Raw genomic sequence first — 26,744 nt, forward strand, 5'->3', positions numbered from 1 at the left:
AAGGCAGACGATTAGTCATCGCGGCTCATGATACCGAACAGCTGCAACAAGCTGATGAACAGGTTGTAAATCGATACATACAGGCTGATGGTCGCCATGATGTAGTTGCGCTCGCCGCCGTGAATGATGGCGCTGGTCTGGAACAGAATGCAGACCGAGGAGAACAGCACGAAACCTGCGCTGATCGCCAGTTGCAGACCGCTGATCTGGAAGAAGAAGCTGGCAACTACCGCGCCCAGCAACACGAAGAAACCCGCAGTGATGAAACCACTGAGGAAACTCATGTCCTTGCGGGAGATCAGCACATAGGCCGACAGACCACCGAACACCAGCGCAGTCATTGCGAATGCCGAACTGACCACCTCGGCGCCGCCCTGCATACCCAGGTAACGGTTGAGGATCGGGCCGAGCAGGAAACCCATGAAACCGGTCAGGGCAAATGCCGACACGAGGCCCCAGGCAGAATCACGGAGTTTGTTGGTGAGGAAGAAAAGGCCGTAGAAACCGATCAGCACCACAAAAATATTCGGGTAGCCGACACGCATCTGCTGAGCGACAAACGCCATCACGCCGCTGAATGCGAGGGTGAGAGCGAGTAAGCCGTAAGTGTTGCGCAGGACGCGGCTAACCTCTAGCTGCTCAACCTGCACGCTGTTATTAACTGCGTAATCCTGTTCGCGCATGGCGACACTCCTGTTGGTTTGAAACGTTCAGTCGCAAAGATCATAACAGACGCTCTGTAACAAGCTACGCAGAGAGTTTGACAGTGTGTTTCATTCAGGTATTATGGCGCCCGCAACGCAAACGGAGGTGTGGCCGAGTGGTTTAAGGCAACGGTCTTGAAAACCGTCGACTGTAACAGGTCCATGAGTTCGAATCCCATCGCCTCCGCCATCTTTATACGACAAAGCCCTGATAATTCAGGGCTTTGTCGTTTCTGGCTTCTGTAAAAACCCACCAGCCATACCTTGGCCCTTGGTTTTCCGTTGTTATACGTGGCTGGCATCTTTTGCGGTGGTTAGTGGGCAACCGCGACGAAGGATCCGGCAATGGAGGTGGCCATCACGGCGGCAGTAGCCGGAGCAGTGGTCACATCGCCCGCCCCCACAGTGATGGGCATTGCAAAAGGCGTAACTCAGGATATTCATCTTCTGGACGCTCTGGCATCCACACCAAATCCCTATGTTGTTAATGGTGCCCAAAGTAGGGGAAACGCTCCGCGCGTTAATCAAAAAAAATCTAACAAGGGAAATCCAACCTTGAAAATTTCAACAATCTGCGTCGCAGGCAATCTTTTGGTTTCGGTCGCTGCTTCTGCTACAGGGATTATTCCCGTCATCGACCTGGACTTTACTAGGTCAGCGCTCTGGAAGTATCAGGCTGTAGATCTGAAACAACAGGCGGCGATCCAGAATGGTGAAAAGCTATAAACACGCTGCGCTTTCGGCTCCCCGCTTGCAGCGATTGACCGAATCCCCGCCTCCACACAATTCAACGGTAAAGGCGTTTGGAGCGTTTGGTATCGCCGCTAGCATGGCACTCGTTTACTTCGGCTACATAGGGTTTTGAACCGGACTGTAAATTGCCCCCCCATTCCGCGGCTCGCACTCTCCGCGCCACGTTGACCGTGTGCCGCCGCCCTTATTTGACGAGTCGCGTTTCCTTGGAAGGTCTGTATCCGAAGTACGAGCTATAGCACTTGCTAAAGTGGCTGGGCGATACAAAGCCACAGGCAACCAACACGTCCACCTGGGACAGCTCTGTGTGCTGGAGCAGCCGACGCGCTTCGGTAATCCGCAATTCCATGTAATACCGTTGCGGCGTTGTGCCCAGTTGCTCCTTGAACAAACGCTCGAGTTGTCGACGCGAACGGCCTGCGTAAACGGCCAACTGCTCCAACTCCAGAGGCTCTTCGAGGTTGGCATCCATCAGTTTCACCACCTCGCGTAATGGCGCGCTCACGCAGACATTTTCAGTCGGTTTTATGCGCCGATAACGAGACTCCTCGAAAGCCAGGATGTCCTCGATACCCTCGACAAGTGCTTTGTCGTGCAGCCCTTTGATCCAGTCCAACGCCATGTGGAACGCCCCCGAGGGACTGGAAGCCGTGAGCCGGTCTCGATCAATGACGTAGGGCTCACTGGTGACATGCGTCGCCTTGGAGATTTCCGCGAGTGCGGGGCGATGTTCGGGGTGAATCGCGCAACGATATCCGTCAAGCAAGCCTGCCCTTCCCAGGAACCATGCGCCATTCCACAACCCGGCCAGACTGACACCCTGGTCTGCCGCCGCTCTCAACAGGCTGATGAAATCATCACTCGCCTTCAGTTCTGTTCGGTAGCCGCCACAAATGACCAGCAAATCCAGGTCTTGGATCGCTGAACAATCGATGCGGGCATCTGGCCGAATGACCAGGCCCAGGTCACTGACGACTTCCCCATCGGTCAAGCCAAATGTTCGGGAAGAGAACAACAGGGGTCGCAGTAGATTCGCGGTGACAATCGTATCCAGTGCTTGCGTGAATGCGGGCAGCGAGAAATGCTCGAGCAACAGAAATCCTGCCCGGATCATTTGAGTCTTCTCGTTGGGGCTCTCATTCAGATAGCGGAGATTTTTCCCCTTCATGCCTCCGCTAAATTGGCGTCGCTCGATCAATGTTCGATCCACTCGGTTACGTTAACGACCCTGTCGTTGGGTGCGTTGATAACGCGCATGCTAACCGCAAAAGTTTCAAAACCACTAGCGCCATTATGCGATTGATCAGGCAAGCTGAAAGCCGTGACGAAGTGGGTCTTTATCATCGACAAAGTGGTGTTGTGGCCAGTAATCCTGGCCCACTCGAGTGTGATGGACGACGCGCCTAAACGATAGCGGGATACCCATCGACACTATCGGGCCAACGGGTCAGAACCTCGAAGGCGTCATCAGTGACAGCGATCATATGCTCCCATTGAGCCGAGAGCGAGTGATCCTTGGTGACCACGGTCCAGCCATCGTCCAGCGTTTTCACATGGCGTTTGCCAGCGTTCAGCATGGGCTCAATGGTGAAGATCATGCCGGTTTTCAGTGTCAGACCCTGGCCTGGGTAGCCGCAATGAAGGACCTGCGGCTCATCGTGATAAACCTTGCCGATTCCGTGACCGCAGTATTCGCGCACGACGCTGAATCCGTCTCTTTCGGCCACGGTCTGAATGGCATGGCCAATGTCGCCCAGCGTAGCGCCGGGGCGGACGACGCGAATACCGGCACACATCGCTTCATAGGTCGCCTTCGCCAGGCGTCGAGCATCCGGGCCGGGCTCACCGACGAAGTACATGCGGCTGGTGTCGCCGTACCAACCCTCCTTGATAACGCCAATGTCGATATTCACGATATCGCCATCCTTTAGTGCGTTGGCCGAAGGGATGCCATGGCAGACCACCTGGTTGACCGATGTACACACGGTTTTCGGGAAGCCGGGATAGCCGACATTGCCTGGTATGGCTTTTTGCACGTTGAATCGAGGCCGCCCGCCAGTTCGGCACGAATCAGCAAACGGTGCGCTTACGCTCTTTATACCACTGCATGAACGCTTCGGCGTTTACCGGTCGGCAGACGTGAAAACCCTGGGCCATGTCGCAGTGGTAACCACCCAGCGCATCGAGCACTTCGGATGTTTCTACGCCTTCGGCGATGACCTCCATGCCAAGCTTGTGACCAAGATCGACAACGCTCCATACGATTAGCTCGTTGGCTTGACCGCTTTGCATGGCCAGTACAAAGGATTTGTCGATCTTGAGTTCACTGATCGGCAAATCCTTCAACTGAGCCAGACTCGTATAGCCGACGCCGAAATCATCGATGGCGATATGGATGCCCAGCGTATGTAACTGCCTCAGGAGGGTACGAGCAGCATCGGAATCGAGCATGATGGCGGACTCGGTCACTTCGAATACCAGCATATTTGGGGTCAATTTGTGCTGTTCAAGCAGATCGACAATCTGAAACACCAACTTGTCGTCCTGCAGGTTGCCTGCAGAAATGTTCACGGCAACCGGTACGCATATCCCGGCGTCGGCCCAGGCCCGCACTTGAGACAGCGCGAGGTTCAGCACGTAATGAGTCAGGGAGCCGAGGATCCCGGTGAGTTAGGCAAACGGAATGAACTCACCCGGATTCACGAGGCCAGACCTCGCCGCAGTTCGCCGAGCATTGCCAGGCGTTCCGGAGAGCGCCGATCCGCTCCCGGATTATAGGCGAGTATGCCCTTGCTCTGTTTCTTGGCTGCATACATGGCGATGTCGGCGCGCTGCATGAGCGTCGCAGGATCGTCACCGTGCAGACCCAAAACCACTACCCCAAAGCTGGCCTCGACATCCAGTGCGACCCCATCGATTTCGAACGATGCGGTAATCGCGGCGTGCAGCCCTTGCGCTGCTTTCAAAGCCCCCTGCAGGCCTTCGACGGAGGGAAGCAGAATCGCAAACTCATCACCTCCCAACCGGGCGACCGTGTCGATTTCCCGTACCTCACTGATCAGCCGCTTGCCGACCTGGTCGAGCAGGCGATCCCCGTAGTGGTGCCCCAGGGTGTCGTTGACTTCCTTGAACCGGTCAAGGTCGATCAGCAACAGGCCCGTGGTTGACCCCTGGCGGCGCCCCAGGCGCAGTGCCTGCTCGAAACGGTCAGCCAGGAGCGTCCGTTTGGCCAGCCCGGTGAGCTTGTCATGCAGCGAAGCGTGCAAGGCGCTCTTGCGTTGACTGTCGAGTTCGAAGCGCGTGCGCCGCATTACTTGGGCGAACAGGCCGGCGAGAAGCAGCCCGGCGATAAAAACGACGGGAGTGGTACTGACGTTGAAGGACTCCCGTGCGCGCAGCCTCTCCAGCACCACGATAGACTCCTCGTGGTGCTGGGCCGCTGCTAGCAGGACGACTTTTTCAATCTTTTCGAACCGTGGGTCGCCCTCGTCATTGTCGATACGGCGCACTTCGGCATCATTCCCACGGTCAACGGCCTTGAACAACTTATTGACGCTTTCCAGGTAAGGCGTCAGGGAGGTGCGAACATCCTCGACAAGGAGGTGGTCGGCAGATTGCGCGCCCACTTACTGGGAATTGTGTTGCTCCAGCGCATAAGCTTGGGTACTGCGGTCTGCTGTACAAAGGCTTCAGGATGCTCCGGATTCGCTGGCGGTAAATTGCTCATGCGCTACCTCATGTAAACGTGGCTGCTTCCATTCTTACTGGCAATGCCCGCTAAAAATTGAGCATAGTCGAAAATGATAGGCCAAAGACGAGCCACACCTCTAACGCGTGCTCAAGCGACTTCAATAGCTGAGGGAATGAAGTGCTGAGCAATCATCGTTTGTACCCCTACTCGATGATGCTCAAGATTCGAGCCCTGAACGGAAAACCAAATTCGCCTCTTCACACCGCACTATTCGACTCAGGAGATAACAATGAATAAAGCCATTTCTCGTCGTAGCGGAGGTCAGATACTGGTGGATGCCTTACGCATCCATGGCGTCAAAAGGGCTTTTTGTGTTCCGGGAGAAAGCTACCTCGCGGTTCTCGACGCATTGCATGACGTGCAAGAAGAAATCGATCTGATCGTATGCCGCCAAGAAGGTGGGGCGGCTTATATGGCAGAAGCCTATGGCAAGCTGACGGGAGAGCCAGGCATCTGTTTCGTCACACGTGGCCCGGGGGCAACAAATGCCTCTGTTGGCGTTCACACAGCGTTCCAGGATTCATCGCCGATGATTCTGTTTATTGGTCAGGTAGCTCGCGATCAGCAGTATCGCGAAGCCTTTCAGGAAATTGATTTTCGCCAGATGTTTGGCCCCTTGGCGAAATGGGTCGTACAAATAGACGACACCAGCAGAATCCCCGAACTGATCAGCCAGGCGTTCCACCGAGCGGTCAATGGCAGGCCAGGGCCAGTCGTGGTCGCTCTGCCAGAAGACATGCTGACCGAAATGGCGGAAGTCAGTGATGCCGGGGCTTTCAAACGTGTCTTGATGACGCCGGCAGCCGAGCAAATAGCCGCCATGCAGCAACTGCTTGAGCAATCGGAGCGTCCATTGATGGTGCTGGGTGGCAGCGGCTGGGATAACGAGTCAGTGCACGACATTCGGCTTTTTGCTGAACAGCAAAATATCCCGGTGGCAGCCTCCTTTCGCTGCCAGGACCTGTTCGACAATCGACACCCTAACTATGCCGGCGATCTTGGATTCGCGGCGTCAGCGCAGCTGTCGTCAGCTGTGAAAGACGCCGATCTGCTCCTGGTCGTAGGCTCCCGAATGGGAGAGGTTTCGACGGGGGGATACGCCACTTTGGATATTCCCGTTACCAAGCAAACCTTGATTCACATTCACCAAGGCATTGAGGAACTGGGGCGGGTCTACCAACCGGCGTTGGCTATAAACAGCAGCATGTCGAGCTTTGCGAAATTAGCAGCACGACTCCCGGCTGCAACCACCCAAAGAAGCAGCGAGTGGACGCAAACGCTGAACAACAACTACCAACAGAACCTGGAACGTACAACCTCCCCTGGCCCAGTCCAAATGGCCGACATCATTGAATGGTTGAATCGCAGACTTCCGGATGATGCGATCCTGACCAATGGTGCCGGAAACTATGCCGTCTGGCTTCAACGTTTCTATCAGTTCCGCCATTACCGCACCCAGTTAGGACCTACCAACGGCTCGATGGGCTACGGCGTTCCTGCTGCTGTGGCCGCCAAACTGACTTGCCCGGATCGAGTGGTGGTTTCGTTTTCCGGGGATGGCTGCTTCTTGATGAACGGTCAGGAGATCGCGACTGCAGCACAATATGGGGCCAACGTGATTTTCGTTGTGGTCAACAACGGAATGTACGGAACAATCAGAATGCACCAGGAACGCAATTACCCTGGACGCGTGTCAGGAACTGATTTGCACAACCCGGATTTCGCAGCACTTGCCCAAGCCTATGGACTGCATGGCGAGGTGGTCACAACGACGTCGGAATTTGCGCCTGCGTTTGAACGCTGCCTTGAAATGTCCCGGCCATCTTTGATTGAGGTCAGAGTCGACCCTGAAGCATTAACACCTCGACTTAGCCTGACTCAGATCAGAGAGCAATCCAGCAAAAAGTAAGCGGCCATTTCTTCTTTCTTTCCTCTCTACAGACAAAGGAGCGACTACTCCTCGGACGGTGTATCGCCATCAGGGATAAATTCGTGCGGTCTGACCGCCGGTACATTTCGTTGCTCAAGGTTTACAGATCGTCGACGGTCACTGGGCACGCCGACAAAAAAATCTCGAACTCCAGCCATAGCGTTGAATCCAATGTTCAGGTCAATGGAGGTAAGCGATATGAACAACGATGACAGTGTTAACGACGTCGAAGGAGATCTTGAGGACAGGGACCCTGACGCCAAAGGTGTGGATGAAACCATTACGCCCTCTTCAACCCCAACCAAGGAGCAGGACGCTGAGGCGCTCAGTCGAAAAATAGCTGAGATAGAACGCAAGGTGGCGGACGGCAATTAGCCAGATGCTTGACGCTGGCTGGCGTCGAAAGCGGCCATAGACCAGGGTCGAGTTGGCCGCTTTTTCGTACTGATGGGGACGATTAACCGTTGCAATTGCCTGTGATACTTTGAGGTCAACTCATCCAGTTTCCACCGTCGACATTGTAGGTCTGAGCCACCACATAGTCGCTTTCGGACGACGCGAGGAATATCGCCATTCCCGTCAGATCATCAGCGGTCCCCATCCGCCCAAAAGGCACCTCTTGACCCACGAGCCTTTTCTTTTCGCCCAATGGCCGATTTTCATATTGAGCGAACATCGCATCGACGCCATCCCAGTGCTCGCCGTCAACCACGCCTGGCGCGATGGCATTCACATTGATCCCATGCTTGATCAGGTCCAGACCTGCTGATTGAGTAAGGCTGATCACAGCCGCTTTCGTCGCGCAATACACACCCACGAGCGCTTCCCCTCGCCTGCCTGCCTGGCTGGCCATATTGATGATCTTGCCGCCATGCCCCTGCCGGATCATCTGACGAGCAGCGGCCTGAAGGGTGAACAGTGTTCCGGCGACATTGATCGAAAACAAACGCTCGAAGCTGTCGCGGGTGATGTCGACAATGGGGGCAAGATCGAAGAGCGCAGCGTTGTTGATCAAGATATCCAACTTGCCTGTCTGTGCGATGACGGCAGCCATCGCGTCCTCGATAGACACTTGGTCAGTAACGTCCATCTCGACAGCGTAGGCGTTTGACCCGAGCTCTTCAGCCGTGGCCCGGGCGCGTTCAAGGTTGATGTCAGCGATGGCTACCCTTGCGCCTTCATTCACGTAGGCCTGAGCAAAAGAACGGCCAATGCCTCGGGCGGATCCGGTGACAAGCGCGCTTTTACCTTCTAGTCGTTTCATTGATTGTTCATCCGTTTTCTTGAATGTCGGGTACGCCCTACCGAGGGCAGTGGAGAGGCTTGAAGATCAGGCGGCGAGACGCACCAACGGGGCGACAGCCTTCCCGTGCTCGTCGAACAAATGGCAATGCGCAACGTCCAGCGCGACCCACCTCTGCTCTCCATATGCGACATTGCAATCGCCGTTGACTCGTACGGTGAGTGCTTCACCGGACTTGGCGACGACGTGGCAGAAGGTGTCGCTGCCCAGGCGTTCGGTGACGTCTGTGGTGATGGGCAGTTGCCCTTGATCATCCAGGCTGAGGTGTTCGGGACGTATTCCCACGGTGACTTCGTTACCCTTACTCAACGTGCTTCCATCACGAGGGATAAGCAGACGTCGACCGGAGGTCAGCTCGACCTCTACGCCCTGATAACTGTTGGCAACCACTGTGGCCTTGAGGAAGCCCATTTTCGGGGTGCCCAAAAAGCCTGCCACGAACAGATTGGCAGGCTGGTGATAGAGGTCGAGCGGTGAACCAATCTGCTCTATTCGACCGCCGTTGAGCACCACCACTTTGGTGGCGAGCGTCATGGCTTCGACCTGGTCGTGGGTCACGTAGATCATCGTCGCTTGCAGTTCCTTGTGCAGTCGCGACAGCTCCAGACGCATCTGCACACGCAGGGCGGCGTCGAGGTTGGACAGCGGTTCATCGAACAGAAAGATTTTCGGATTGCGCACGATGGCGCGGCCGATGGCTACGCGCTGACGTTGACCGCCGGACAGTTGCTTCGGCTTACGTTCCAACAGGCGTTCCAGCTCCAGGATCCGGGCGGCCTCAGTCACCTTGCGCTCAATGTCCTGCTTGTTATCACCCGCCAGATCCAGCGCGAAGGACATGTTCTTGCGCACCGTCATGTGCGGGTACAAGGCATAGGTCTGAAACACCATCGCCAGGTCGCGCTTGGCCGGACTGACTTCGGTGATGTCGCGCCCATCGAGCTCGATGGTGCCACCGCTGACCTCTTCCAGGCCGGCGATCAGGCGCAGCAACGTGGATTTGCCGCAGCCCGACGGGCCTACGAACACCACGAATTCTTTGTCGTTCACCTCCAGGTCGATGCCCTTGATGATGGAAAAGCCTTCGAAGCCTTTTTGCAGATTCTTGATTGTCAGGTTGGCCATGGTGGCGCTCCTTTTGTGCTTATGCTTTGAGGGCTATTTCACGGCGCCGAACGACAGGCCGCGGACCAATTGTTTCTGGCTGATCCAGCCGAAGATCAGGATCGGCGCGCAGGCCAGCGTCGACACCGCCGACAACTTGGCCCAGAACAGACCTTCGGGACTGGAGTAGGAGGCGATCAACGCGGTCAGTGGCGCGGCTTTCGACGAGGTCAAATTCAGCGACCAGAACGCCTCGTTCCAGCACAGGATCAGCGACAGCAGCACCGTGGACGCCAGGCCACCCTTGGCGATCGGCAACAGCACCCGGAGCATTTCCTGCCACAGCGTGGCGCCGTCGAGGCGCGCGGCTTCGAGGATGTCTTTGGGGATGTCTTTGAAGTAGGTGTAAATCATCCAGACCACGATCGGCAGGTTGATCAGCGTATAGATCACGATCAGCGCGATGCGCGTGTCGAGCAGGCCCAAACTCTTGGCCAGCAGGTAGATCGGCATCAGCACGCCCACCGGTGGCAGCATTTTGGTGGAGAGCATCCACAGCAGCGTGCCTTTGGTGCGCTGGGTTTCGTAGAACGCCATCGAGTACGCCGCCGGCACCGCGATCAGCAGGCACAGAGCCGTGGCGCTGAAGGAAATCACCACCGAGTTCCAGGCGAAGCTGAAGTAATCGCTGCGCTCGTTGATGTGCAGGTAATTCTCCAGCGTCGGGGTGAAGATGAACTGCGGTGGCGTGGCGAACGCGTCGATTTCGGTTTTGAAACTGGTCATCACCATCCAGAAAATCGGAAAGAAGATCAGGATCGCGATGGCCCAGGCCAGGGTGCCGAGCAGCAGGCTTTGCAGACGGCGGGATTGTTGAAGGGTCATGGCGCAGGCCTCAGGCTTTGTCAGTCAGGTTTTTGCCGATCATGCGCACCAGCACGATGGCCGCGATGTTGGCGATCACCACCGCGATCAAGCCGCCGGCGGACGCCATGCCGACGTCGAACTGCACCAGCGCCTGGTTGTAGATCAGGTAGGCCAGGTTGGTCGAGGCGTAGCCGGGGCCACCGTTGGTGGTGGTGAAGATTTCGGCGAACACCGAGAGCAGGAAGATGGTTTCGATCATCACCACCACCGCAATCGGCCGCGCCAAGTGCGGCAGGGTCAGGTGCCAGAAGATCGCGATCGGTCCGGCACCGTCGAGGCGCGCGGCTTCCTTCTGTTCCTGGTCGAGCGACTGCATGGCGGTCATCAGGATCAGGATCGCAAAGGGCAGCCATTGCCAGGAGACAATGATGATGATCGACAGCAGCGGGTAATGCGCCAGCCAGTCCACCGGCTGCGCGCCGAACAGTTTCCAGACGTACGCGAGGATCCCCGAGACCGGGTGGAAAATCAGGTTCTTCCAGATCAGCGCCCCGACGGTGGGCATGATGAAAAACGGCGAGATCAGCATCACCCGCACGATGCCGCGACCGAGAAACTCACTGGCCTCCAGCAGCGCACTGATCAGCACCCCGAACACCACACTGATCAACAGCACGCTGCCGACCAGCAACAAGGTGTTGGTGGCGCCGGGCAGGAACCCCGAGTCGCTGAGGAAGTAGCTGAAGTTCTCCAGCCCGACGAACTGGTTTTCACCGGGGTAAAGCAGGTTGTAGCGGATCAGCGAGAAGTAAACGGTCATGCCCAGCGGCACGATCATCCACAGCAGCAACAACGCCACCGAGGGGCTGACCAGGAACCAGCCGGGGTTGGCCAACCGGCTTTTACGCACCGGCTGGGGAATGTCCATGTGAGCGTTGGCAGTTGAAATATTCATGGCGAATAACCGATTAAGAACAGACAAATGAAGATCAACTGTGGGAGCGGGTTACTTGGGATAACCGGCGCGCTTCATTTCACGTTCGGTGGAGGTCTGTGCGGCGGCGAGTGCTTGATCGACCGACATCTGTCCAGTAAGCGCCGCCGAAACCAGCTTCCCGACGGAAGTGCCGATCGCCTGGAACTCGGGAATGGTGACGTACTGGATACCCACGTAAGGAACAGGCTTGATCGAGGGGTGCGCAGGATCGGCGTGCTGCATCATCTGCAAGGTCACTTGGGCGAAAGGCGCGGCCTTCAAATAGGCCTCGTTGTAGGTGGACTGTCGAGTACCTGGCGGCACATGGGTGATGCCGTCTGTTTTAGCGACAAGCTGAATGTATTCTTTCGACGTTGCCCACGTGATAAAGGCCTTTGCGGTGTCTTTGTGCGTGGAGGTTGCCGGTATCGCCAGCGACCACGCATACAGCCACGACGAACCTTTGTCGGTCACCTCAGTCGGTGCAGGCGCAAAGCCCACACTGTCGACGACCTTGCTCTGCTCTTTATCGGTAGTGAACGAGCCCGCGACGCTGGCATCCACCCAGATGGCGCATTTTCCGCTGTTGAACAGGGCCAGGGTTTCGTTGAACCCATTGCTGGATACACCTGGCGGCCCATACTTCTTGAGGGTATCAACGTAGAAGTGCGCCGCTGCTGTCCACTCTGGGCTGGAAAGTTCCGGCTGCCACTTTTCATCGAACCAACGGGCACCAAAGGCGTTGGCCATGGTGCTCATCAGTGCGATGTTCTCCCCCCAACCGGCCTTGCCACGCAGGCACATGCCGTACTGTCCTTTGTCAGGCTGGTGGAGCCTGGACGCAAATTCGCCAAGCTGCGTCCAGGTCGGATGCTCCGGCATGCTCAGGCCTGCTTGCTTGAACAGATCGGTGCGGTAATAGGTGATCGTGCTTTCGCCATAGAAAGGCAACGCGTAGAGCGTGTTGTTGACCGACAGGCCTTGGCGTACCGAAGGGAAGATGTCTTCCAGGTCGTACTCCGGTGGCAGCCCGGTGATGGGCTCGAGCCAACCCTTGGCCCCCCAAAGCGGCGTTTCATAGGTACCAATCGTCAGCACATCGAATTGGCCGCCTTGTGTGGCGATATCGGTGGTCAGGCGCTGACGCAGGACGTTTTCTTCCAGCACCACCCAATTGAGCTTCACATCAGGATGCTGCTGTTCAAAAATTTTGGAGAGTCGCTGCATCCGGATCATGTCGCCATTGTTGACGGTGGCAATGGTCACTGTTTCAGCGGCTTGACTGACAAGGGCGAAGGATAGGCCTGCGGAAAGGAAAAGCGCTTTCGGGATTTTCATCGTAGTGCTCTCCGCTCCGCGCCTTGGACGACGGGAGCTCTTATTTTTGTTGTTAACCACCGCTGATCAAATACGTCTGGCCGGCAATGGTGGACGACTCGATTACAGCAGCTTAAAAAGGCCCGGACAAACGCATAGCGGATGCTCATCTGATACTTTTTTAACCGACCGCAGCCTGGCTGCCAGAGATCAAAAAAGTATCAGTTGCAGGCAATACGTGAGCTAGCAGGTGCCGGCCGAGAAGGCGTATGTTGGTTGCATTCGAAGAACAAATAATTAAAAAGGGGCATGACATGCCTGATACCCGAGCAGCCCTGTTCGAGCAGCGACCCGCCGAGTTGGAGGTTATTCTTCCCGAGCCCGATCATAGCTTTCGCTGGTACGAACACGATTACCCCTACTCCCTGGCTCGCTGGAATCATCACCCAGAATTCGAAATTCATCTGATCCGCCAAGGCAGCGGCAAGCTCGTCGCAGGCGATTACATCGGTGCGTTCGGTGCCGGACACGTAGCGCTCATCGGCCCCGACCTTCCCCATGACTGGATTGGGGATCTCGCGCCCGGTGAACACCTCGCGGGGCGCGATGTGGTGCTGCAGTTTGATGGCGCAGCCATCTTGGCCTTACGCGCAACGATGCCTGAGCTGGGGGAGCTTCAACACCTTTTTGAACAAGCGCGTCGTGGCCTGGAATTCACTGGGGCAACGGCTCTACAGGCAGCGCGACTGCTGGAGGAGATAGGCCACGCGCAAGGTCTCGAGCGTTTGATTCTGTTTCTGCAATTGATCAACGCGCTGATGAAAGCGCCCGCGCATGACGTCCACTTGCTCGCCAGCGCTTGCTACGCGCCCACCCTCGACGCCCGCAGTTCCGAGCGAATCAACAAGGCCTTTGACTATCTACTGACTGAGCTCACCGGCGACATTCGCCTATCAGTTATCGCTCAGCGCCTGGAGATGAGCGAGCCAGGTTTTTCGCGCTTCTTCAAAAGGATTACCGGCCACGGCTTCATCGATCTCATGCGCAAACTCAGGGTTCAGCGCGCCTGCAGGCTGTTGTTGCAAACAGAGATGTCGGTGGCTGACATCTGTTTTGAGGTTGGCTATGAAAACCTTTCCAACTTCAACAGGCACTTTCGCATCGAAATGGAACAGACACCGAGCGAGTATCGTCGCGAAACGGCGATGACGTTGTTCAATCGCAACGGTGCTCACCCTTCCCTGCCTTTCACCCGAGCCCATTGAGTGAGTGATGCCCGGTGGTCGACTCTGATCAGCCAGCAGCAATCCCTCTTAGAAAATATTGAGGAAATGACGATGGTATTGCCTCGCGCAGTCGTATTTGGCGAAGCCCTGACCGACCTTGTCCAAGGCACTCCCGGACAGTGGAAAGGCTATCCCGGCGGTGCGCCCTGGAATGTTGCACGAGCGCTAAGTCGCTTGGGCGTCAGCAGCGCCTTCGCAGGCTCAATCAGTACGGACTCTCTGGGCGACGAGATAGCCAGGCAATCAGAGCTGGCAGGTCTGGACAGGCGATTTATCCAACGAGTAGACCAAGATCCCTTGGTGGCCATCGTTCCATCGAGCCGTCCTCCACGGTACTTTTTTGCTGGAGATGCCGATCAGTTTTTCGATCCAGGCCTGATGCCGCAAGGATGGATTGAGCATGCCCAAGTGTGCCATTTCAGCTGTATCAGCCTGGCGCGCCAGCCGCTTGGCGACAGATTGGTAAAACTCGCTCAGCAGGCCAAAGGCGCGGGTAAACGCATTAGCTATGATCCGAACTGGCGCAATTTAATGGACAGCCGTTATCGGGAGCAGACGTTCCCGACGATGACCGCCCTGGCCGACATGATTAAGCTTTCCGACGAAGACCTTCGGCACATTTATCCGGGGCTGACCGAACACCAGGCATTGGGTGAGCTTCGCGCACTTAATCCAGAGGCTGAAATCCTGTTTACTCGAGGTGAATACGGCATGGTTCTGTACACCCCCGACGACCGGTACGAGCAGCCAGCTATCGCCGTAGACGTGGCCGATACGGTAGGTGCAGGAGACGCTTGCATGGCCGGTTGGCTGGCATCGGGATTGCTCGGAATGACCGATTTTTGGGATCGTTTGCGATTTTCAGCAGCCTGCGCATCCCTATCCTGCCACCATGCCGGGGCCCATGCTCCAACGCTGGCCGATGTGAAAGGTTTACTTAATGCGCCATATTCTTGAAGACACGCCGCTCCTTTACCCATGTATTTGCATTGATGTTGGACGAGGCTAGGCCTGCTCCGGTGCTACGCTTTCATTTCCTCGAATAGAGAACGAAGCGATGTCCACCGAACCCTCAATCCTCAGACGCTCACGACTGCAGCCATGAAGCGGATCCTGATCGGTGGTATCACCGTAGCGATTATCGGCACGATGACGTATGGATTTTTTCAATGGAAAGTCGCCGAAAACCACAAACATGACGTTCTGTGTGGAGAGGCCAAGCAGGCTCTGAAAGGCGTGGAAATCCGAGCGCGGGCGTTGGCTGCCGGACTGTCCGTAGACGCCTATGGCAAGGCTGAAGAAGACGAAGTGGCGACACTCATTGGTGCTCTCGACGCCGCCACCAGTGACGCTGAGGTTGACTCGGTCATCGAAGCGCACGCCGCCGCCATAGAAGCGGTGGATGCTGCAATTGACGCTGAGGTTGATACTAGAGGCGATCAGACATTCCTCGAGCAGCGACTCGTGAAACAGCGGATACCTGTCGATGTTAAAAAAGAACTGCAACGCGCCGCGAAGGCCGTCAGCGTCACGTGTAGTTAGCCCCTGCAGTCGATATCTGCTGCAAGCCCTGAGGACAACCTCAAGGCGTAATTGCAACCTTCATCACCCCGTCCCTCTGATGCGCAAACAACTCATAGGCGGCTTCGATGTCGTCGAGTTTGAAGCGATGCGTCACCAGCGGCGACAGGTCGACGCCACCGCTTTGCACCACTGCCATCAACCGTCTCATGCGTTCTTTACCGCCGGGGCACAGGGTGCTGACGATGCTGAAATCCCCGAGCCCCGCAGCAAAGGCTTCAAGGGGAATGCGCAGATCACTGGAATAAACCCCCAGGCTGGACAACCGACCACCGGGGCGCAACACCCTTAACGCGGACTCGAAAGTGCCTTGGGTGCCCAGCGCTTCGATGGCCACGTCGACACCTCGACCGTCGGTCAGGGCCATGATCTGCGCGACCACGTCGCCGTCCTTGAAATTGACCACGTGGGTCGCTCCCAACTGCCGGGCGACGCTCATTCGTTCAGCGACGGTATCGATGCCGATAATGGTGCTGGCGCCCTTGAGGCGCGCGCCGGCCACGGCACACAGGCCGATCGGCCCGAGGGCGAACACCGCGACGGTATCGCCAATCTTGACCTCGCCTCGCTCTGCCCCGGAAAACCCCGTGGACATGATGTCCGGGCACATCAGCACCTGTTCGTCGCTGAGGCCGTCAGGAATCGGGCACAGGTTGGCCAACGCATCCGGCACCAGCACGTACTCGGCCTGGCAGCCATCGATGGTGTTACCGAACTTCCAGCCACCGGCGGCGCGAAAGCCATGGCGGGTGGCCGGGCCATCCTGTGAGCTGCAACCGCACAGGCAGGCGTAACTTTGCCCGCTAGGGGTGATGGCCCCGGCAATCACCCGTTGTCCTTCGACAAAACCACGCACCTGCGAGCCCAGCCGCTCGATGATGCCCACCGGTTCGTGTCCGATGGTCAGCCCTTTGGCCACCGGGTATTCACCCCGCAGGATGTGTACGTCGGTGCCGCAGATCGTCGTGGTGGTAATACGGACCAGCGCATCCAGTGGCCCGACCTCGGGGATCGGTTTGTCATCCAGTACGATGCGGTTTTTCTCAACGAATATCGCAGCTTTCATGGTTGCCATTGGGGCTCTCCTGAGGATTATCGTGCGCTTGAGTTCAGCACGAACCTCAGCCTGCGCCCGGTTTACGGACGAGAGGTTGATCATGGTCAATACTTAGAGACTGGATGTACGTCGCACGAGCCGCACGTCGGGCGGCTAATCCACGGGAGGTTCGTCATGTCTGGTCAATCCCGCTTCATGCTAGTTGCATCACCGCTGATGGAACACAGCCCCGCTTTCGACAGGGCCGCTGCGCTGGCCAAGGCCGAAGACGCGGCACTGCACATCGTCGCCTTCGACTATCTTGAAGGCCTGGCAACCGCCAGTCTGGTCAACGAAAAGGCCCTGGAACAGATGCGCCTGGGCTACGTCGATCGCCATCGTCAATGGCTTGAGGAACAGGCCCGCCCCCTGCGCAAAATCGGTGTGCACGTCACCACCGAAGTGGCTTGGGTCGAACGCCCATTGGAAGAAATCCTGATTCACCTCAAAGAACAGCCGATGGACGTGCTGATCAAGGCGCTGGAACACGAATCGCTGCTGTCGCGGCTGATGTTTACCCCGCTCGATGTGCATTTGCTGCGCGAATGCCCGGTGCCGCTGCATTTCGTGAGCCACGCCGTGCACGCCTTGCCGCGAAAGATCGTCGCGGCGGTCGACCCCTTTCATCGCGATGACCATTACAAAACCTTCAACGACCGAATTCTTCACGAAGCGGTGAAACTGGCGAGCGCCTGTAATGCCGAGCTCGATGTGGTCTACGCCTATGACCTTTCATCCATCAGCGCCGATGAGTTCGGCTTCGACAACGGTTCGGCGTTCTTCTCGTCGGGCAAGGCCAAGACCGTGTTCGATTACCAGGAGGATGCCTTCAACGAACTGGCCGAGCGCAACGGCATCGGGCCGCAGCAACGGCACATGATCATGGGCAACCCGGCCAAGGTCCTCACCCGCTATGCCGATGCTTATGACGTCGACGTGATTGTCATGGGGCGGATCGGCCATCGCGGCATGGGCCGACTGATCGGCAGTACGGTGGAGCATCTGCTGTACAAAATGCCGTGCAGCGTTTGGGTGGTGTACACCGAGCGACTGGACGAGTGATGGATCTACCGGACAACACAAAATCCTGTGGGAGCAAGCTCGCTCCCACAGGGGTTTTGTGTTGCCAGGTCAACGCCGGGTGATCACCACCTCAAGGTACTGGCGGTGGCGGTAGGTGGCGACCGAGGGTCTTGAACATCTGGCCGACGAAACCTTCGGGCGTCCAGTTCGCCAGGCCGATCCGGCCTCCGGGACGACAGACCCGTGCCAGTTCCGCGGCGGCCTTGGGCTGGTCTGGCGTAAACATCACACCGAAAGTCGACAGCACGGCATCGAAGCTCGCATCCTCGAACGGCAATGCTTCAGCGTCGGCCACTTGAAACGTCACTTCCAGGCGTTCTCCCTGGCCCGGTCTTCGCCGCGTTCAAGCAGCACGGCCAAATAATCGGTAGACGTGACGTGGCAACCACGGCGCGCAGCGGCGAGTGTCGCGTTACCGTTGCCGGCGGCCATGTCGAGCACGCGTTCATCGCAAAGCAGATCGCAGGCCTCGGCCAGTTGCTCACCGACAATCTGCAAAGTGGTGCCGATCACGGCATAGTCGCCACTGGCCCAAGAAGCCATCTGACGGTTTTTCAAGGCAGTAAGATCAATGGGTGTACTCATGGAATCCGCTCCGTTGCGGGTTGAAACGCAGCCCCGGCTTATTCGGCCGTGGTCGGATCGATGATGGCCGTGACCTGGGCCCTGTCCGATCGTCCGGAGATTTCACGGTCTGGCGCGACAGGCGCACAATCAAGCTCACCATCAAAAGCAGCCCGCCAACACGTTGATGCGGATCGCCGAAGAGGTGGGTTACCAGACCGACACGGCGTTCAGTCGGGCCTTTCGTCGAGAGTTTGGAGCGCCACCGGCGGCGTGGCGGCGCAGTCAGGAGAAAAAACCAATGGCCCACGGCGCGTAGCCTGTGAGCCATTGATTTGATGCATTACGCAGCGGGCGCTTTAGCCTCTTCCAGCAACTGCTGGATCATCTTCTCCTGGGTTTCATATCGACCTTCACCAAAGTGGGTGTAACGCACCTGGCCCTTGGCATCGATCAGGTAGTGAGCGGGCCAATACTGGTTGTCAAAGTTGCGCCAGATCGCGTAGTTGTTGTCGATGGCCACCGGGTAGGTGATGCCGAGCTTCTTCACCTGATCCTTGACGTTGCCGATGATGCGTTCGTAACCGTATTCAGGGGTGTGCACGCCGATCACGACCAAGCCGTCCTTCTCGTATTTCTTCGCCCAGTCCTTCACGTAGGGCAAGGTGTGCTGGCAGTTGATGCAGTCGTAGGTCCAGAAGTCCACCAGCACTACTTTGCCTTTCAGTGAATCATTGCTCAGCGCCGGCGAGTTGAGCCATTCGACCGCACCGGACAGCGACGGCATGGCGCCTTGGGCGTTGTCCATGGACGAATCTGCCTTGACCTTGCTGACGAAGTAATCGACGACTTTCGGTACGGTTTCCAACACCTGTTTTTCAACCGTAGTAACGCCTTCGGACGAGGTGCCGGCCAGCAGTGTTTTGTCGGCACCGGTGGAGATCACCGCCGCAGCCGCCAGCACTGCAACACCGGTGCCGCGACGCAGCCAACCGGTGACAGGGATCGACGATTTCAAGCGATTGACCAGACCGCGTCCGGCGAAGATCAAGGTGCCCAGGGACAATGCGCTGCCCAAGCCGTACGCCACCAGTAACAGGCTGGTTTGAGCGTTTGCACCTTGCAGCATGGCGCCCGTAAGGATGACACCGAGGATCGGCCCGGCACACGGTGCCCAGAGCAGGCCGGTGGCAACACCGATCATGACCGAACTCAACGGGCCGGACATTTTGCGGGTGTCGGGGTCGATGCGATTGCCCAGCGCCACGAAAGGACGGGCCAGCCAGTCACCGACACGGGCGGAAATCAGCGACAGGGCGAACAGCACCATCACGATGAGGGCTACATGACGGCCGGTGTTGCTGGCGTGTATCACCCACTCGCTGCTGACCACGGCCAGGCTGGAGATCAGGGCAAAGGTCAGCACCATGCCGCCGAGGGTGAGCAGGATCGAGGAACGTGAACGTTTAACACCGGCGAACAGGAACGGCACGACCGGGAGGATGCAGGGGCTGAGGACGGTCAATATGCCGCCCAGGAAAGCGATGATAAACATGGGATCACCTTGAAATTATGGAGGGCGACTCACCACACTCGATCGGTGGTGTTCACAGATCAGTGGTCTGGCCTCAGGCCGTCTGGTTTTCCAGCTGCTGCCCCTGCGGCGTCCGGCTCGATCCATCCTGCGCCAGAAAGTCGTTCCCACCCTTCTGCGCCACCGGCGTCAGTTGGAAGCAAGTAGCGCTGCCACAGCTTTTTTGTTCAACAGCAGCGTTAGCATGGGCAGCGGCGCCGGCTACGGAGAAGGCAATGGCCGTCAAAAAGCGGCTTAGGTTGTTCATGATGTTCTTCCTGTTTCAAATGGGCGTGGCGTTGGGCGGCCGAAGCACTCAGTTGTCTGAGTTGCAACTGTCAGCCACTTTGCGGTAGTCCAGAACCTGGGTTTTGTTATGGGAATCCAGGTAGGTCAGCTGGGCATCCACAACCCCACAGGAAGGCGAGGCGTCCTGTTTCAGCGAAACCACTTTCTTGATGTCCAGGTGCGTTCCGTAGGTGTAGGTTTTAGGCGTGACACCAGCTTCGGCGCGGGCCGACAAGGTGCAGATGTTCAGGGCGGCAAACAGGCAAGCGGCGCAGACGGCTTTGGTGTTCATGGTGGTTTCCTCAAGGCTTCAACAGGTCAATCGTTTAGTGGGCCGAGGCGGCTTGGCTTGCCTCGATAGAACCTATTAAATGCCCGCGAGGTATCCCGTATGTGTCGGGAACAGGCGCGTGTAAATCGGTACGTATCAAAGCTGCCCCCTGATACACAGCGATACAAACCCCCTGAAAATTCGGGTTTTTGCGTCCGCGTGTATCCGTCGACACGCCAGATACACTGCAATACAAAGGGCGGCGGGCGAGCGGGCCAAGGCTCGATAGACTGCGCGACATCCCCCATCTACAGAGGCTTGGCCAAATGGAACACGTCGATCACATTCTCATCGTGGACGATGACCGCGAGATCCGAGAGCTGGTAGGCAACTACCTCAAGAAAAACGGCCTGCGCACTACCGTCGTGGCGGATGGACGGCAAATGCGCGCCTTCCTGGAGTCCACTCCGGTGGACCTGATCGTGCTCGACATCATGATGCCGGGCGACGACGGCCTGATGCTTTGCCGTGAGTTACGCGCCGGCAAACACAAGGCCACGCCAGTGCTGATGCTCACCGCGCGCAACGATGAAACCGACCGCATCATCGGCCTGGAAATGGGCGCCGACGATTATCTGGTCAAGCCGTTCGCTGCTCGTGAATTGCTCGCGCGAATCAACGCTGTGCTGCGCCGCACGCGGATGCTGCCGCCCAACCTGGTGGTCACCGAAAGCGGTCGCCTGCTGGCCTTTGGGCGCTGGCGACTGGACACCTCGGCCCGGCACTTGCTCGATGAAGACGGCACGATGGTCGCGCTCAGTGGCGCGGAATATCGGCTGCTGCGGGTGTTCCTCGATCACCCTCAGCGGGTGCTCAATCGCGATCAATTGCTAAACCTGACCCAAGGCCGCGACGCCGACCTGTTCGACCGTTCCATCGACTTGCTGGTGAGCCGTTTGCGCCAGCGCTTGCTGGACGATGCCCGCGAACCGGCCTACATCAAGACCGTACGCAGTGAAGGCTATGTGTTTTCCCTGCCGGTGGAAGTCCTCGGGGCGCCCTCATGAAACGCTCGACTCGTTGGCCTCGCACCCTGGCCTCGCGACTGTCGCTGATCTTCCTGATCGGCTTGATTCTCGCGCAGGCACTGTCCTTCGGCGCGCAGTACTACGAGCGATACGAAAGCACGAAGAACACCATGCTGGGCAATCTGGAAACTGACGTCTCGACGTCCATCGCCATCCTCGACCGCTTGCCGGCCGAAGAACGCATGAGTTGGCTGCAACAACTGGATCGACGTAACTACCGCTATTTGTTGAACGAAGGCTCGCCGGGCACGCCCGTGCGCGATTCGCCAATAGCGATGACTTCGATCAAGGAGGCCATCGGCAAGGATTACCCGATGACTGTGACCGACATCCCCGGGCCGAATAAACATTTTCAGGTCCACCTGAAACTGGCGGACGGCAGCCCGGTGACCATCGACGTGCGACCCTCGATGGTGCCGTTGTCGCCGTGGTTACCCATCGTGTTGCTGGGACAACTGGCATTGATGATCCTCTGCACCTGGCTGGCCGTAAGAATCGTCATTCGCCCCCTCACCCGCCTGGCTCAGGCCGTGGAGACCCTGGACCCCAACACCCATGCTGTGCACCTGGATGAAAAAGGCCCGACCGAAGTCGCGCATGCCGCCAAGGCGTTCAATTCGATGCAGGCGCGCATCGCCGCTTACCTGAAGGAGCGCATGCAGCTGCTGGCGGCGATTTCCCACGACCTGCAAACCCCAATCACCCGCATGAAACTGCGCGCCGAATTCATGGATGACTCCGCCGAGAAAGACAAACTCTGGAATGATCTGGGCGAGATAGAACACCTGGTGCGCGAAGGTGTGGCCTATGCCCGCAGCGTTCATGGAGCCACCGAGGAAAGTCGCCGCACCCATCTGGATTCATTCCTCGACAGCCTGGTGTTCGACTATCAGGACATGGGCAAAGACGTTCAGCTCGGTGGCAAAAGTGACGCGGTGATCGAAACCCGACCGCACGCCTTGCGGCGGGTGCTGGTGAACCTGACGGACAACGCACTGAAGTTCGCCGGTGCCGCCGAATTGTGGGTAGAAGCGAAGGCTGACGGCAGTTTATCGGTGAAGGTGATGGACCGCGGGCCAGGGATCGCCGAGGAGGAATTGGCTCAGGTGATGGAACCGTTTTATCGCGTGGAGAACTCGCGTAACCGCAGCACCGGCGGGACCGGGTTGGGCTTGGCGATTGCGCAACAGTTGGCGTTGGCGATCGGGGGATCGTTGACGTTGAGTAATCGTGAGGGGGGTGGGTTGTGTGCGGAGCTCAAATTACCGACTCATGCTACCTAGCCCAAAACCCCTTCTGCATGCATCTGCCGCAACAACCCCGCCCCACTCTCCATAAACGCCGGCGACCCAGCCATCCCCGCCTCCACCGCCAACCCTTCCAGCTGCGCACGTCCATCCAGCTGCGGAAACGCCTCAATCCGCTGCAACAACCGCCACGCCAACGGACTTAACTCGGAGAACTTCACACTCCAGTCCTCAACCCGACGGACCAACAACAGCGTCGGCTGAGCCGGCGTCGTCTCCGGTCGATAATCCGGCCCCACCAACTGCACCGGCCAGGCATACGCCAACGGCCAGGCCAGCGGCGACACCGGCAAAGGTCGGTCCAACAACAACCCGGCGTCGCTCAGGGGCAACGGCTCGGCTTCGGATTGTTGCAACGCCATCTCAACCCACTCGTAATGCGCCAGCTCCACCATGAACGGCGGCCACGGCCCATCGCTCAACGCTTGCGGTTCTGAGGCCAGGAACTCGACGAATTCCTTGGCGATCTCGCCGAATTTCGGCGTGCGCGCACGGTAGTCCCGCAGGAATATCCGCACCAGCGAACGCCAGCCATCATCACCCAGAATCTTCACCAGCACCGCAAAGGTGCCGCTGAGCAGCGATGACAGGTTGGAGAACACCAGGTCGCGGTAAACCTGCGCCCGTGCCACGTCCATTTCAGCCGGTGGCGCGCAATGATCGGGATCGCGCAGGTAAAGGCCCAAGGTGTTTTGCTGCTGAAACAGACTCGGCTTATCCACGGTTCAACCCCTCGGTTTGCAGGCGGCGAATGGTCTGCAACTCAGCCACCAGTTCGGAAAATGCCGGAAAGTGGAAGTCCCGCTCCAGCAATGTCGGTTGCGCACCGAATCGAGCGTAAGCCTCAGCCAGCAACGACCAGACCACCGGTTTTACCGAGGCGCCGTGGGTGTCTATTTTCAACGTGTCGGACTCATCAAAATGCCCGGCCACGTGCATGGCCACCACCCGGCCTGAATCGATGCCGGCCAAAAAACGCTGCGGATCGAAACCGTGATTGATCGAGTTGACGTAGACATTATTGACGTCCAGCAGCAGGTCGCAATCGGCTTCGCGCAGCACCGCGTTGGTGAAGGTCAGTTCGTCCATGTCTTGCTGTGGCGCGGCATAGTAGGAGACGTTTTCCACCGCCAGGCGCCGACCGAGAACGTCCTGGGACTGGCGAATTCGCGTGGCGACGTGGTGCACCGTTTCTTCGGTAAAGGGCAACGGCAGCAGGTCGTACAGGTGGCCGTCATCGCTGCAGTAGCTCAAGTGCTCGCTGTACAGCGGCACGTTGTATTGATCGAGGAAACCCCGGACTTCCTGCAGAAACCCGACGTCCAGCGGTGCCGGGCCGCCCAACGACAGGGACAAGCCATGACAGGACAACGGATAACGCTCGGCCAAGGCACGCAACGCATGGCCATGCGCGCCACCGATGCCGATCCAGTTCTCCGGCGCGACCTCCAGAAAATCAAAATCGCCGGTGTGGGCGGCTTGAAGGTCCGTCATTAAACCGCGACGCAAGCCGAGCCCAACGGTCGCTTTCGCTGAGAGGGTGGGAGTTTGCATGATGTCGATCTCAATGATTGTCAGAACGGAATCACAGTTAATCGAAACGGTGTATCTCGTCTGTGTTCGGCAGTGTCCTGGTGTTGGGGGGAACTGTATCGGGACGGGGGTTGGATACAGTGGGATACACGGTGGCAGTCAGGGAAATGTGGTCCGCAGGACTTTCGTCGCTCCGAGCAGCGCTGTACGGACCCCGGACTAAACTTACTGCACGCAGGGCGCGCTTATCGTCCTGTTCATTCCCACGACCACCGCCCAGAAGTGAACGCCTCGAAAAACAAGGCTTCTGGACCGTGATCCTGCTGAAGGAGCACACGTAATGGACGAGGCCAGACTCAATGATTTCATGGGTAAACTGGTGAACGACATGGGCGGCGCGGCGATGCTTGCCAATGTCATCCTCGGCGAAGAGCTTGGACTGTACCGGGCCATGGCCGACAGTCAGCCAGTCACCCCTGAAGCCCTCGCTGACAAAACCGGCTGCAACACCCGCCTGCTGCGCGAATGGCTCAGCGCCCACGCCGCTTCCGGCTACATGGAACACACCAACGGTCAGTTCCGCCTGCCCGAAGAGCAAGCCCTGGCGCTGGCGATCGAAGATTCGCCGGTCTATATAGCGGGTGGCATCGGGGTAGTCGCATCGTTTTTCCATGACAAGGACAAACTGGTCAACGCCATGCGCGGCGATGGTGCCCTCGCCTGGGGCGATCACCATCCGTGCATGTTCAGCGGCACGGAGCGGTTCTTCCGGCCCGGTTACAAAGCGCACTTGGTCGCCGAATGGCTGCCGGCACTCGAAGGCGTGGTCGCCAAACTGGAGGCTGGCGCCAAGGTGGCCGATATCGGCTGCGGGCATGGCGCATCAACCGTGATCATGGCCCAGGCGTTCCCCGATTCGCGGTTCGTCGGTTTCGACTACCACGCGCCCTCTGTTACGGTCGCCACCCAGCGCGCCGAAGCAGGTGGCGTGTCCGGGCGGGCGCGGTTCTTCCAGGGCACGGCAAAAAGCTACCCCGGCAACGACTATGACCTGGTCTGCTACTTCGACTGCCTGCACGACATGGGCGACCCGGTGGGTGCAGCGCGGCACGCTTATGACTCGCTGAAACCGGACGGCACGGTGTTGCTGGTGGAACCGTTCGCCAATGACTCGCTCGACGACAACACCACCCCCGTTGGTCGGTTGTTCTACGCCGCCTCGACCTTCATCTGCACACCGAACTCGCTGTCCCAGGAAGTCGGCCTCGGGCTCGGCGCCCAGGCTGGCGAGGCGCGACTGCGCAAAGTCTTCACCGAGGCGGGGTTCAAGACGTTCCGTCGGGCCACGGAAACACCGTTCAACCTGATTCTGGAGGCGCGCAAGTAACTACCGTCAGTTATTGTAGGAGCTGCCGAACGCGGCCCAAGCCTTCGGCAGCTCCTACAGGCCCTGCGGAGTGTTGAACATGCCATGCAGCCCCATTCGCGAACAACTCGACCGCCTCCAGCAGTTAATGGCTGACCAGCCGTTTGTGGTCCTGACCGGTGCCGGCATCAGCACCCCGTCGGGCATTCCGGACTACCGCGACAACCAAGGCGTGCGGCGTGGCCGGCAGCCGATGATGTATCAGGAATTTCTCTCGGCACCCGAATCCCGGCGGCGCTATTGGGCGCGAGCGATGCTCGGTTGGCCACGGGTGCGCCAGGCTCAGCCGAACGTGGCCCACGAGGCTTTGGCCAGTTTGCAAAGTTCGCAGCAGATCAGCGAGCTGATCACTCAAAACGTCGACACCCTGCACGACCAGGCCGGCAGCCATGACGTCATCGAACTCCACGGAAGCCTGCACCGGGTCCTGTGCCTGGACTGCGGGAAGCGCAGCGAACGGGATTCGATCCAGCAACTGATGGAAGTGCAGAACCCGTATCTGGCCGGGGTGGACGCGGTGCAGGCACCGGATGGCGATACCCTGCTCGACGCGGCTTTTGAAGCGCGCTTTCAGGTACCGCATTGTCCGCACTGCGCAGGGGAACGGATGAAGCCGGACGTGGTGTTTTTTGGCGAGAACGTGGCGCAGGCGACGGCGGCCAAGGCAATGGCGGCGGTCGAAAAGGCGGCGGGATTGTTGGTGGTCGGGTCTTCGTTGATGGCGTATTCGGCGTTTCGGTTGTGCCGGGCGGTGGCGGATCAGGGGAAGCCGTTGATTGCGATCAATTTGGGGAAGACTCGGGCGGATGAGATTCTGGATATAAAAATAGAGGCGCCGTGCGAACAGCTTTTGCCCTTACTGGCCCAAAAACTGTCCACTTGAAAACTGACGAAACCCAACTCCTGTGGGAGCGAGCCTGCTCGCGAGCTCGGTATCAGGCGA

27 protein-coding genes, 1 tRNA gene and 2 pseudogenes are annotated in these 26,744 nt (G+C 58.1%); 13 read left to right on the plus strand and 17 right to left on the minus strand.

Features of this window, described 5'->3' with window-relative positions:
• Positions 1-11: 11 nt before the first annotated feature.
• Positions 12-683: a Bax inhibitor-1/YccA family protein gene (locus ACYZT3_RS17575; RefSeq protein ID WP_282382766.1), complete on the minus strand. Its 672-nt coding sequence runs from the start codon at positions 681-683 to the stop codon at positions 12-14.
• A gap of 123 nt (positions 684-806) precedes the next feature.
• On the opposite strand from ACYZT3_RS17575, the gene ACYZT3_RS17580 reads away from it, so the two are divergent.
• A tRNA-Ser gene (locus ACYZT3_RS17580) sits at positions 807-894 on the plus strand.
• Positions 895-1,049: 155 nt separating this feature from the next.
• The gene (locus tag ACYZT3_RS17585) at positions 1,050-1,430 is read left to right on the plus strand and encodes a hypothetical protein (RefSeq protein WP_462030380.1); all 381 of its coding nucleotides are present in this window, start codon (positions 1,050-1,052) and stop codon (positions 1,428-1,430) included.
• 211 nt (positions 1,431-1,641) lie between these two features.
• On the opposite strand, the gene ACYZT3_RS17590 is transcribed toward ACYZT3_RS17585, so the two are convergent.
• From ACYZT3_RS17590 to ACYZT3_RS17605, 4 genes and pseudogenes are all read right to left on the minus strand, one after another.
• Positions 1,642-2,655 carry a GlxA family transcriptional regulator gene (locus tag ACYZT3_RS17590; RefSeq protein ID WP_282382770.1) on the minus strand — a complete coding sequence of 338 codons (1,014 nt, stop codon included), beginning with the start codon at positions 2,653-2,655 and terminating at the stop codon, positions 1,642-1,644.
• Between the two features lie 205 nt (positions 2,656-2,860).
• Positions 2,861-3,496, minus strand: a pseudogene (map, locus tag ACYZT3_RS17595) (type I methionyl aminopeptidase); the annotation flags it as partial.
• Between the two features lie 31 nt (positions 3,497-3,527).
• The gene (locus ACYZT3_RS17600; RefSeq protein ID WP_462032392.1) at positions 3,528-4,118 is read right to left on the minus strand and encodes an EAL domain-containing protein; all 591 of its coding nucleotides are present in this window, start codon (positions 4,116-4,118) and stop codon (positions 3,528-3,530) included.
• Positions 4,119-4,156: 38 nt separating this feature from the next.
• Positions 4,157-5,083 carry a diguanylate cyclase domain-containing protein gene (locus tag ACYZT3_RS17605; RefSeq protein ID WP_462030381.1) on the minus strand — a complete coding sequence of 309 codons (927 nt, stop codon included), beginning with the start codon at positions 5,081-5,083 and terminating at the stop codon, positions 4,157-4,159.
• Between the two features lie 354 nt (positions 5,084-5,437).
• On the opposite strand from ACYZT3_RS17605, the gene ACYZT3_RS17610 reads away from it, so the two are divergent.
• Both ACYZT3_RS17610 and ACYZT3_RS17615 read left to right on the plus strand, forming a co-directional pair.
• Positions 5,438-7,117, plus strand: a complete 1,680-nt coding sequence (locus ACYZT3_RS17610; RefSeq protein WP_462030382.1) for a thiamine pyrophosphate-binding protein — start codon at positions 5,438-5,440, stop codon at positions 7,115-7,117.
• 219 nt (positions 7,118-7,336) lie between these two features.
• Positions 7,337-7,513, plus strand: a complete 177-nt coding sequence (locus tag ACYZT3_RS17615) for a hypothetical protein (RefSeq protein WP_282382779.1) — start codon at positions 7,337-7,339, stop codon at positions 7,511-7,513.
• Between the two features lie 115 nt (positions 7,514-7,628).
• Here the strand turns inward: ACYZT3_RS17615 and ACYZT3_RS17620 are convergent, their stop codons facing one another.
• The 5 genes from ACYZT3_RS17620 to ACYZT3_RS17640 all read right to left on the minus strand — a co-directional run bounded on the left by ACYZT3_RS17620 (position 7,629) and on the right by ACYZT3_RS17640 (position 12,726).
• Complete coding sequence (locus ACYZT3_RS17620; RefSeq protein WP_462030383.1) at positions 7,629-8,402, minus strand: L-iditol 2-dehydrogenase; 774 nt, start codon at positions 8,400-8,402, stop codon at positions 7,629-7,631.
• A 66-nt stretch (positions 8,403-8,468) separates the two neighbouring features.
• Positions 8,469-9,566 carry an ABC transporter ATP-binding protein gene (locus ACYZT3_RS17625; protein WP_462030384.1) on the minus strand — a complete coding sequence of 366 codons (1,098 nt, stop codon included), beginning with the start codon at positions 9,564-9,566 and terminating at the stop codon, positions 8,469-8,471.
• Positions 9,567-9,599: 33 nt separating this feature from the next.
• Positions 9,600-10,430: a carbohydrate ABC transporter permease gene (locus ACYZT3_RS17630; RefSeq protein WP_462030142.1), complete on the minus strand. Its 831-nt coding sequence runs from the start codon at positions 10,428-10,430 to the stop codon at positions 9,600-9,602.
• Between the two features lie 10 nt (positions 10,431-10,440).
• The gene (locus tag ACYZT3_RS17635) at positions 10,441-11,340 is read right to left on the minus strand and encodes a carbohydrate ABC transporter permease (protein ID WP_282383457.1); all 900 of its coding nucleotides are present in this window, start codon (positions 11,338-11,340) and stop codon (positions 10,441-10,443) included.
• Positions 11,341-11,418: 78 nt separating this feature from the next.
• Positions 11,419-12,726, minus strand: coding sequence for an ABC transporter substrate-binding protein (locus ACYZT3_RS17640; RefSeq protein ID WP_462030385.1), 1,308 nt, complete (start codon positions 12,724-12,726; stop codon positions 11,419-11,421).
• A 293-nt stretch (positions 12,727-13,019) separates the two neighbouring features.
• Here ACYZT3_RS17640 and ACYZT3_RS17645 point away from each other — a divergent pair, with 293 nt between their 5' ends.
• From ACYZT3_RS17645 to ACYZT3_RS17655, 3 genes are all read left to right on the plus strand, one after another.
• Entirely contained in the window at positions 13,020-13,970 is a 951-nt protein-coding gene (locus ACYZT3_RS17645; protein ID WP_282382275.1) for an AraC family transcriptional regulator, read from the plus strand.
• Between the two features lie 72 nt (positions 13,971-14,042).
• Complete coding sequence (locus ACYZT3_RS17650; protein WP_282382274.1) at positions 14,043-14,948, plus strand: carbohydrate kinase family protein; 906 nt, start codon at positions 14,043-14,045, stop codon at positions 14,946-14,948.
• A 144-nt stretch (positions 14,949-15,092) separates the two neighbouring features.
• Positions 15,093-15,533 carry a hypothetical protein gene (locus ACYZT3_RS17655; RefSeq protein WP_282382272.1) on the plus strand — a complete coding sequence of 147 codons (441 nt, stop codon included), beginning with the start codon at positions 15,093-15,095 and terminating at the stop codon, positions 15,531-15,533.
• Between the two features lie 40 nt (positions 15,534-15,573).
• Here the strand turns inward: ACYZT3_RS17655 and ACYZT3_RS17660 are convergent, their stop codons facing one another.
• Entirely contained in the window at positions 15,574-16,647 is a 1,074-nt protein-coding gene (locus tag ACYZT3_RS17660) for an NAD(P)-dependent alcohol dehydrogenase (RefSeq protein WP_282382270.1), read from the minus strand.
• Positions 16,648-16,803: 156 nt separating this feature from the next.
• Between ACYZT3_RS17660 and ACYZT3_RS17665 the strand changes: the two genes are divergently transcribed.
• Positions 16,804-17,730, plus strand: coding sequence for a universal stress protein (locus ACYZT3_RS17665; protein WP_282382268.1), 927 nt, complete (start codon positions 16,804-16,806; stop codon positions 17,728-17,730).
• 103 nt (positions 17,731-17,833) lie between these two features.
• Here the strand turns inward: ACYZT3_RS17665 and ACYZT3_RS17670 are convergent.
• Positions 17,834-18,336, minus strand: a pseudogene (locus ACYZT3_RS17670) (class I SAM-dependent methyltransferase); the annotation flags it as partial.
• Between the two features lie 88 nt (positions 18,337-18,424).
• Between ACYZT3_RS17670 and ACYZT3_RS17675 the strand changes: the two are divergent.
• Positions 18,425-18,634, plus strand: coding sequence for a helix-turn-helix domain-containing protein (locus ACYZT3_RS17675; protein ID WP_462032393.1), 210 nt, complete (start codon positions 18,425-18,427; stop codon positions 18,632-18,634).
• A 24-nt stretch (positions 18,635-18,658) separates the two neighbouring features.
• Here the strand turns inward: ACYZT3_RS17675 and ACYZT3_RS17680 are convergent, their stop codons facing one another.
• The 3 genes from ACYZT3_RS17680 to ACYZT3_RS17690 form a co-directional block, all read right to left on the minus strand.
• A complete protein-coding gene (locus ACYZT3_RS17680; RefSeq protein ID WP_462030386.1) occupies positions 18,659-19,870 on the minus strand; it encodes a cytochrome c biogenesis protein DipZ in 1,212 nt (403 codons plus the stop codon).
• A gap of 73 nt (positions 19,871-19,943) precedes the next feature.
• Positions 19,944-20,156: a hypothetical protein gene (locus tag ACYZT3_RS17685; protein WP_462030387.1), complete on the minus strand. Its 213-nt coding sequence runs from the start codon at positions 20,154-20,156 to the stop codon at positions 19,944-19,946.
• Between the two features lie 48 nt (positions 20,157-20,204).
• Positions 20,205-20,468, minus strand: a complete 264-nt coding sequence (locus tag ACYZT3_RS17690) for a DUF2790 domain-containing protein (RefSeq protein WP_282382258.1) — start codon at positions 20,466-20,468, stop codon at positions 20,205-20,207.
• A 305-nt stretch (positions 20,469-20,773) separates the two neighbouring features.
• Between ACYZT3_RS17690 and ACYZT3_RS17695 the strand changes: the two genes are divergently transcribed.
• Together ACYZT3_RS17695 and ACYZT3_RS17700 are read left to right on the plus strand one after the other, a co-directional pair.
• A complete protein-coding gene (locus ACYZT3_RS17695; protein ID WP_282382256.1) occupies positions 20,774-21,514 on the plus strand; it encodes a response regulator in 741 nt (246 codons plus the stop codon).
• Positions 21,511-22,818: an ATP-binding protein gene (locus ACYZT3_RS17700; RefSeq protein ID WP_462030388.1), complete on the plus strand. Its 1,308-nt coding sequence runs from the start codon at positions 21,511-21,513 to the stop codon at positions 22,816-22,818. The genes ACYZT3_RS17695 and ACYZT3_RS17700 overlap by 4 nt, the downstream gene beginning before the upstream one ends.
• Here the strand turns inward: ACYZT3_RS17700 and ACYZT3_RS17705 are convergent.
• Positions 22,815-23,564: an HvfC family RiPP maturation protein gene (locus ACYZT3_RS17705; protein WP_462030389.1), complete on the minus strand. Its 750-nt coding sequence runs from the start codon at positions 23,562-23,564 to the stop codon at positions 22,815-22,817. The genes ACYZT3_RS17700 and ACYZT3_RS17705 overlap by 4 nt on opposite strands.
• Positions 23,557-24,396 carry an HvfB family MNIO-type RiPP peptide maturase gene (locus ACYZT3_RS17710; protein WP_282382247.1) on the minus strand — a complete coding sequence of 280 codons (840 nt, stop codon included), beginning with the start codon at positions 24,394-24,396 and terminating at the stop codon, positions 23,557-23,559. The genes ACYZT3_RS17705 and ACYZT3_RS17710 overlap by 8 nt, the downstream gene beginning before the upstream one ends.
• A gap of 319 nt (positions 24,397-24,715) precedes the next feature.
• On the opposite strand from ACYZT3_RS17710, the gene ACYZT3_RS17715 reads away from it, so the two are divergent.
• Positions 24,716-25,762, plus strand: coding sequence for a class I SAM-dependent methyltransferase (locus tag ACYZT3_RS17715; RefSeq protein WP_282382245.1), 1,047 nt, complete (start codon positions 24,716-24,718; stop codon positions 25,760-25,762).
• Positions 25,763-25,841: 79 nt separating this feature from the next.
• Complete coding sequence (locus ACYZT3_RS17720) at positions 25,842-26,684, plus strand: NAD-dependent protein deacetylase (protein ID WP_282382243.1); 843 nt, start codon at positions 25,842-25,844, stop codon at positions 26,682-26,684.
• Positions 26,685-26,744 lie beyond the last annotated feature (60 nt).

This window comes from Pseudomonas sp. MDT1-16, assembly GCF_054898115.1.

Coding starts and splice junctions, on each gene's coding strand:
- ACYZT3_RS17575 (WP_282382766.1), bottom strand. CDS start 683: ATGCGCGAACAGGATTACGCAGTTAATAACAGCGTGCAGGTTGAGCAG.
- ACYZT3_RS17585 (WP_462030380.1), top strand. CDS start 1,050: ATGGAGGTGGCCATCACGGCGGCAGTAGCCGGAGCAGTGGTCACATCG.
- ACYZT3_RS17610 (WP_462030382.1), top strand. CDS start 5,438: ATGAATAAAGCCATTTCTCGTCGTAGCGGAGGTCAGATACTGGTGGAT.
- ACYZT3_RS17615 (WP_282382779.1), top strand. CDS start 7,337: ATGAACAACGATGACAGTGTTAACGACGTCGAAGGAGATCTTGAGGAC.
- ACYZT3_RS17620 (WP_462030383.1), bottom strand. CDS start 8,402: ATGAAACGACTAGAAGGTAAAAGCGCGCTTGTCACCGGATCCGCCCGA.
- ACYZT3_RS17625 (WP_462030384.1), bottom strand. CDS start 9,566: ATGGCCAACCTGACAATCAAGAATCTGCAAAAAGGCTTCGAAGGCTTT.
- ACYZT3_RS17630 (WP_462030142.1), bottom strand. CDS start 10,430: ATGACCCTTCAACAATCCCGCCGTCTGCAAAGCCTGCTGCTCGGCACC.
- ACYZT3_RS17635 (WP_282383457.1), bottom strand. CDS start 11,340: ATGGACATTCCCCAGCCGGTGCGTAAAAGCCGGTTGGCCAACCCCGGC.
- ACYZT3_RS17640 (WP_462030385.1), bottom strand. CDS start 12,726: ATGAAAATCCCGAAAGCGCTTTTCCTTTCCGCAGGCCTATCCTTCGCC.
- ACYZT3_RS17645 (WP_282382275.1), top strand. CDS start 13,020: ATGCCTGATACCCGAGCAGCCCTGTTCGAGCAGCGACCCGCCGAGTTG.
- ACYZT3_RS17650 (WP_282382274.1), top strand. CDS start 14,043: ATGGTATTGCCTCGCGCAGTCGTATTTGGCGAAGCCCTGACCGACCTT.
- ACYZT3_RS17655 (WP_282382272.1), top strand. CDS start 15,093: ATGAAGCGGATCCTGATCGGTGGTATCACCGTAGCGATTATCGGCACG.
- ACYZT3_RS17660 (WP_282382270.1), bottom strand. CDS start 16,647: ATGGCAACCATGAAAGCTGCGATATTCGTTGAGAAAAACCGCATCGTA.
- ACYZT3_RS17665 (WP_282382268.1), top strand. CDS start 16,804: ATGTCTGGTCAATCCCGCTTCATGCTAGTTGCATCACCGCTGATGGAA.
- ACYZT3_RS17680 (WP_462030386.1), bottom strand. CDS start 19,870: ATGTTTATCATCGCTTTCCTGGGCGGCATATTGACCGTCCTCAGCCCC.
- ACYZT3_RS17685 (WP_462030387.1), bottom strand. CDS start 20,156: ATGAACAACCTAAGCCGCTTTTTGACGGCCATTGCCTTCTCCGTAGCC.
- ACYZT3_RS17690 (WP_282382258.1), bottom strand. CDS start 20,468: ATGAACACCAAAGCCGTCTGCGCCGCTTGCCTGTTTGCCGCCCTGAAC.
- ACYZT3_RS17695 (WP_282382256.1), top strand. CDS start 20,774: ATGGAACACGTCGATCACATTCTCATCGTGGACGATGACCGCGAGATC.
- ACYZT3_RS17700 (WP_462030388.1), top strand. CDS start 21,511: ATGAAACGCTCGACTCGTTGGCCTCGCACCCTGGCCTCGCGACTGTCG.
- ACYZT3_RS17710 (WP_282382247.1), bottom strand. CDS start 24,396: ATGCAAACTCCCACCCTCTCAGCGAAAGCGACCGTTGGGCTCGGCTTG.
- ACYZT3_RS17715 (WP_282382245.1), top strand. CDS start 24,716: ATGGACGAGGCCAGACTCAATGATTTCATGGGTAAACTGGTGAACGAC.
- ACYZT3_RS17720 (WP_282382243.1), top strand. CDS start 25,842: ATGCCATGCAGCCCCATTCGCGAACAACTCGACCGCCTCCAGCAGTTA.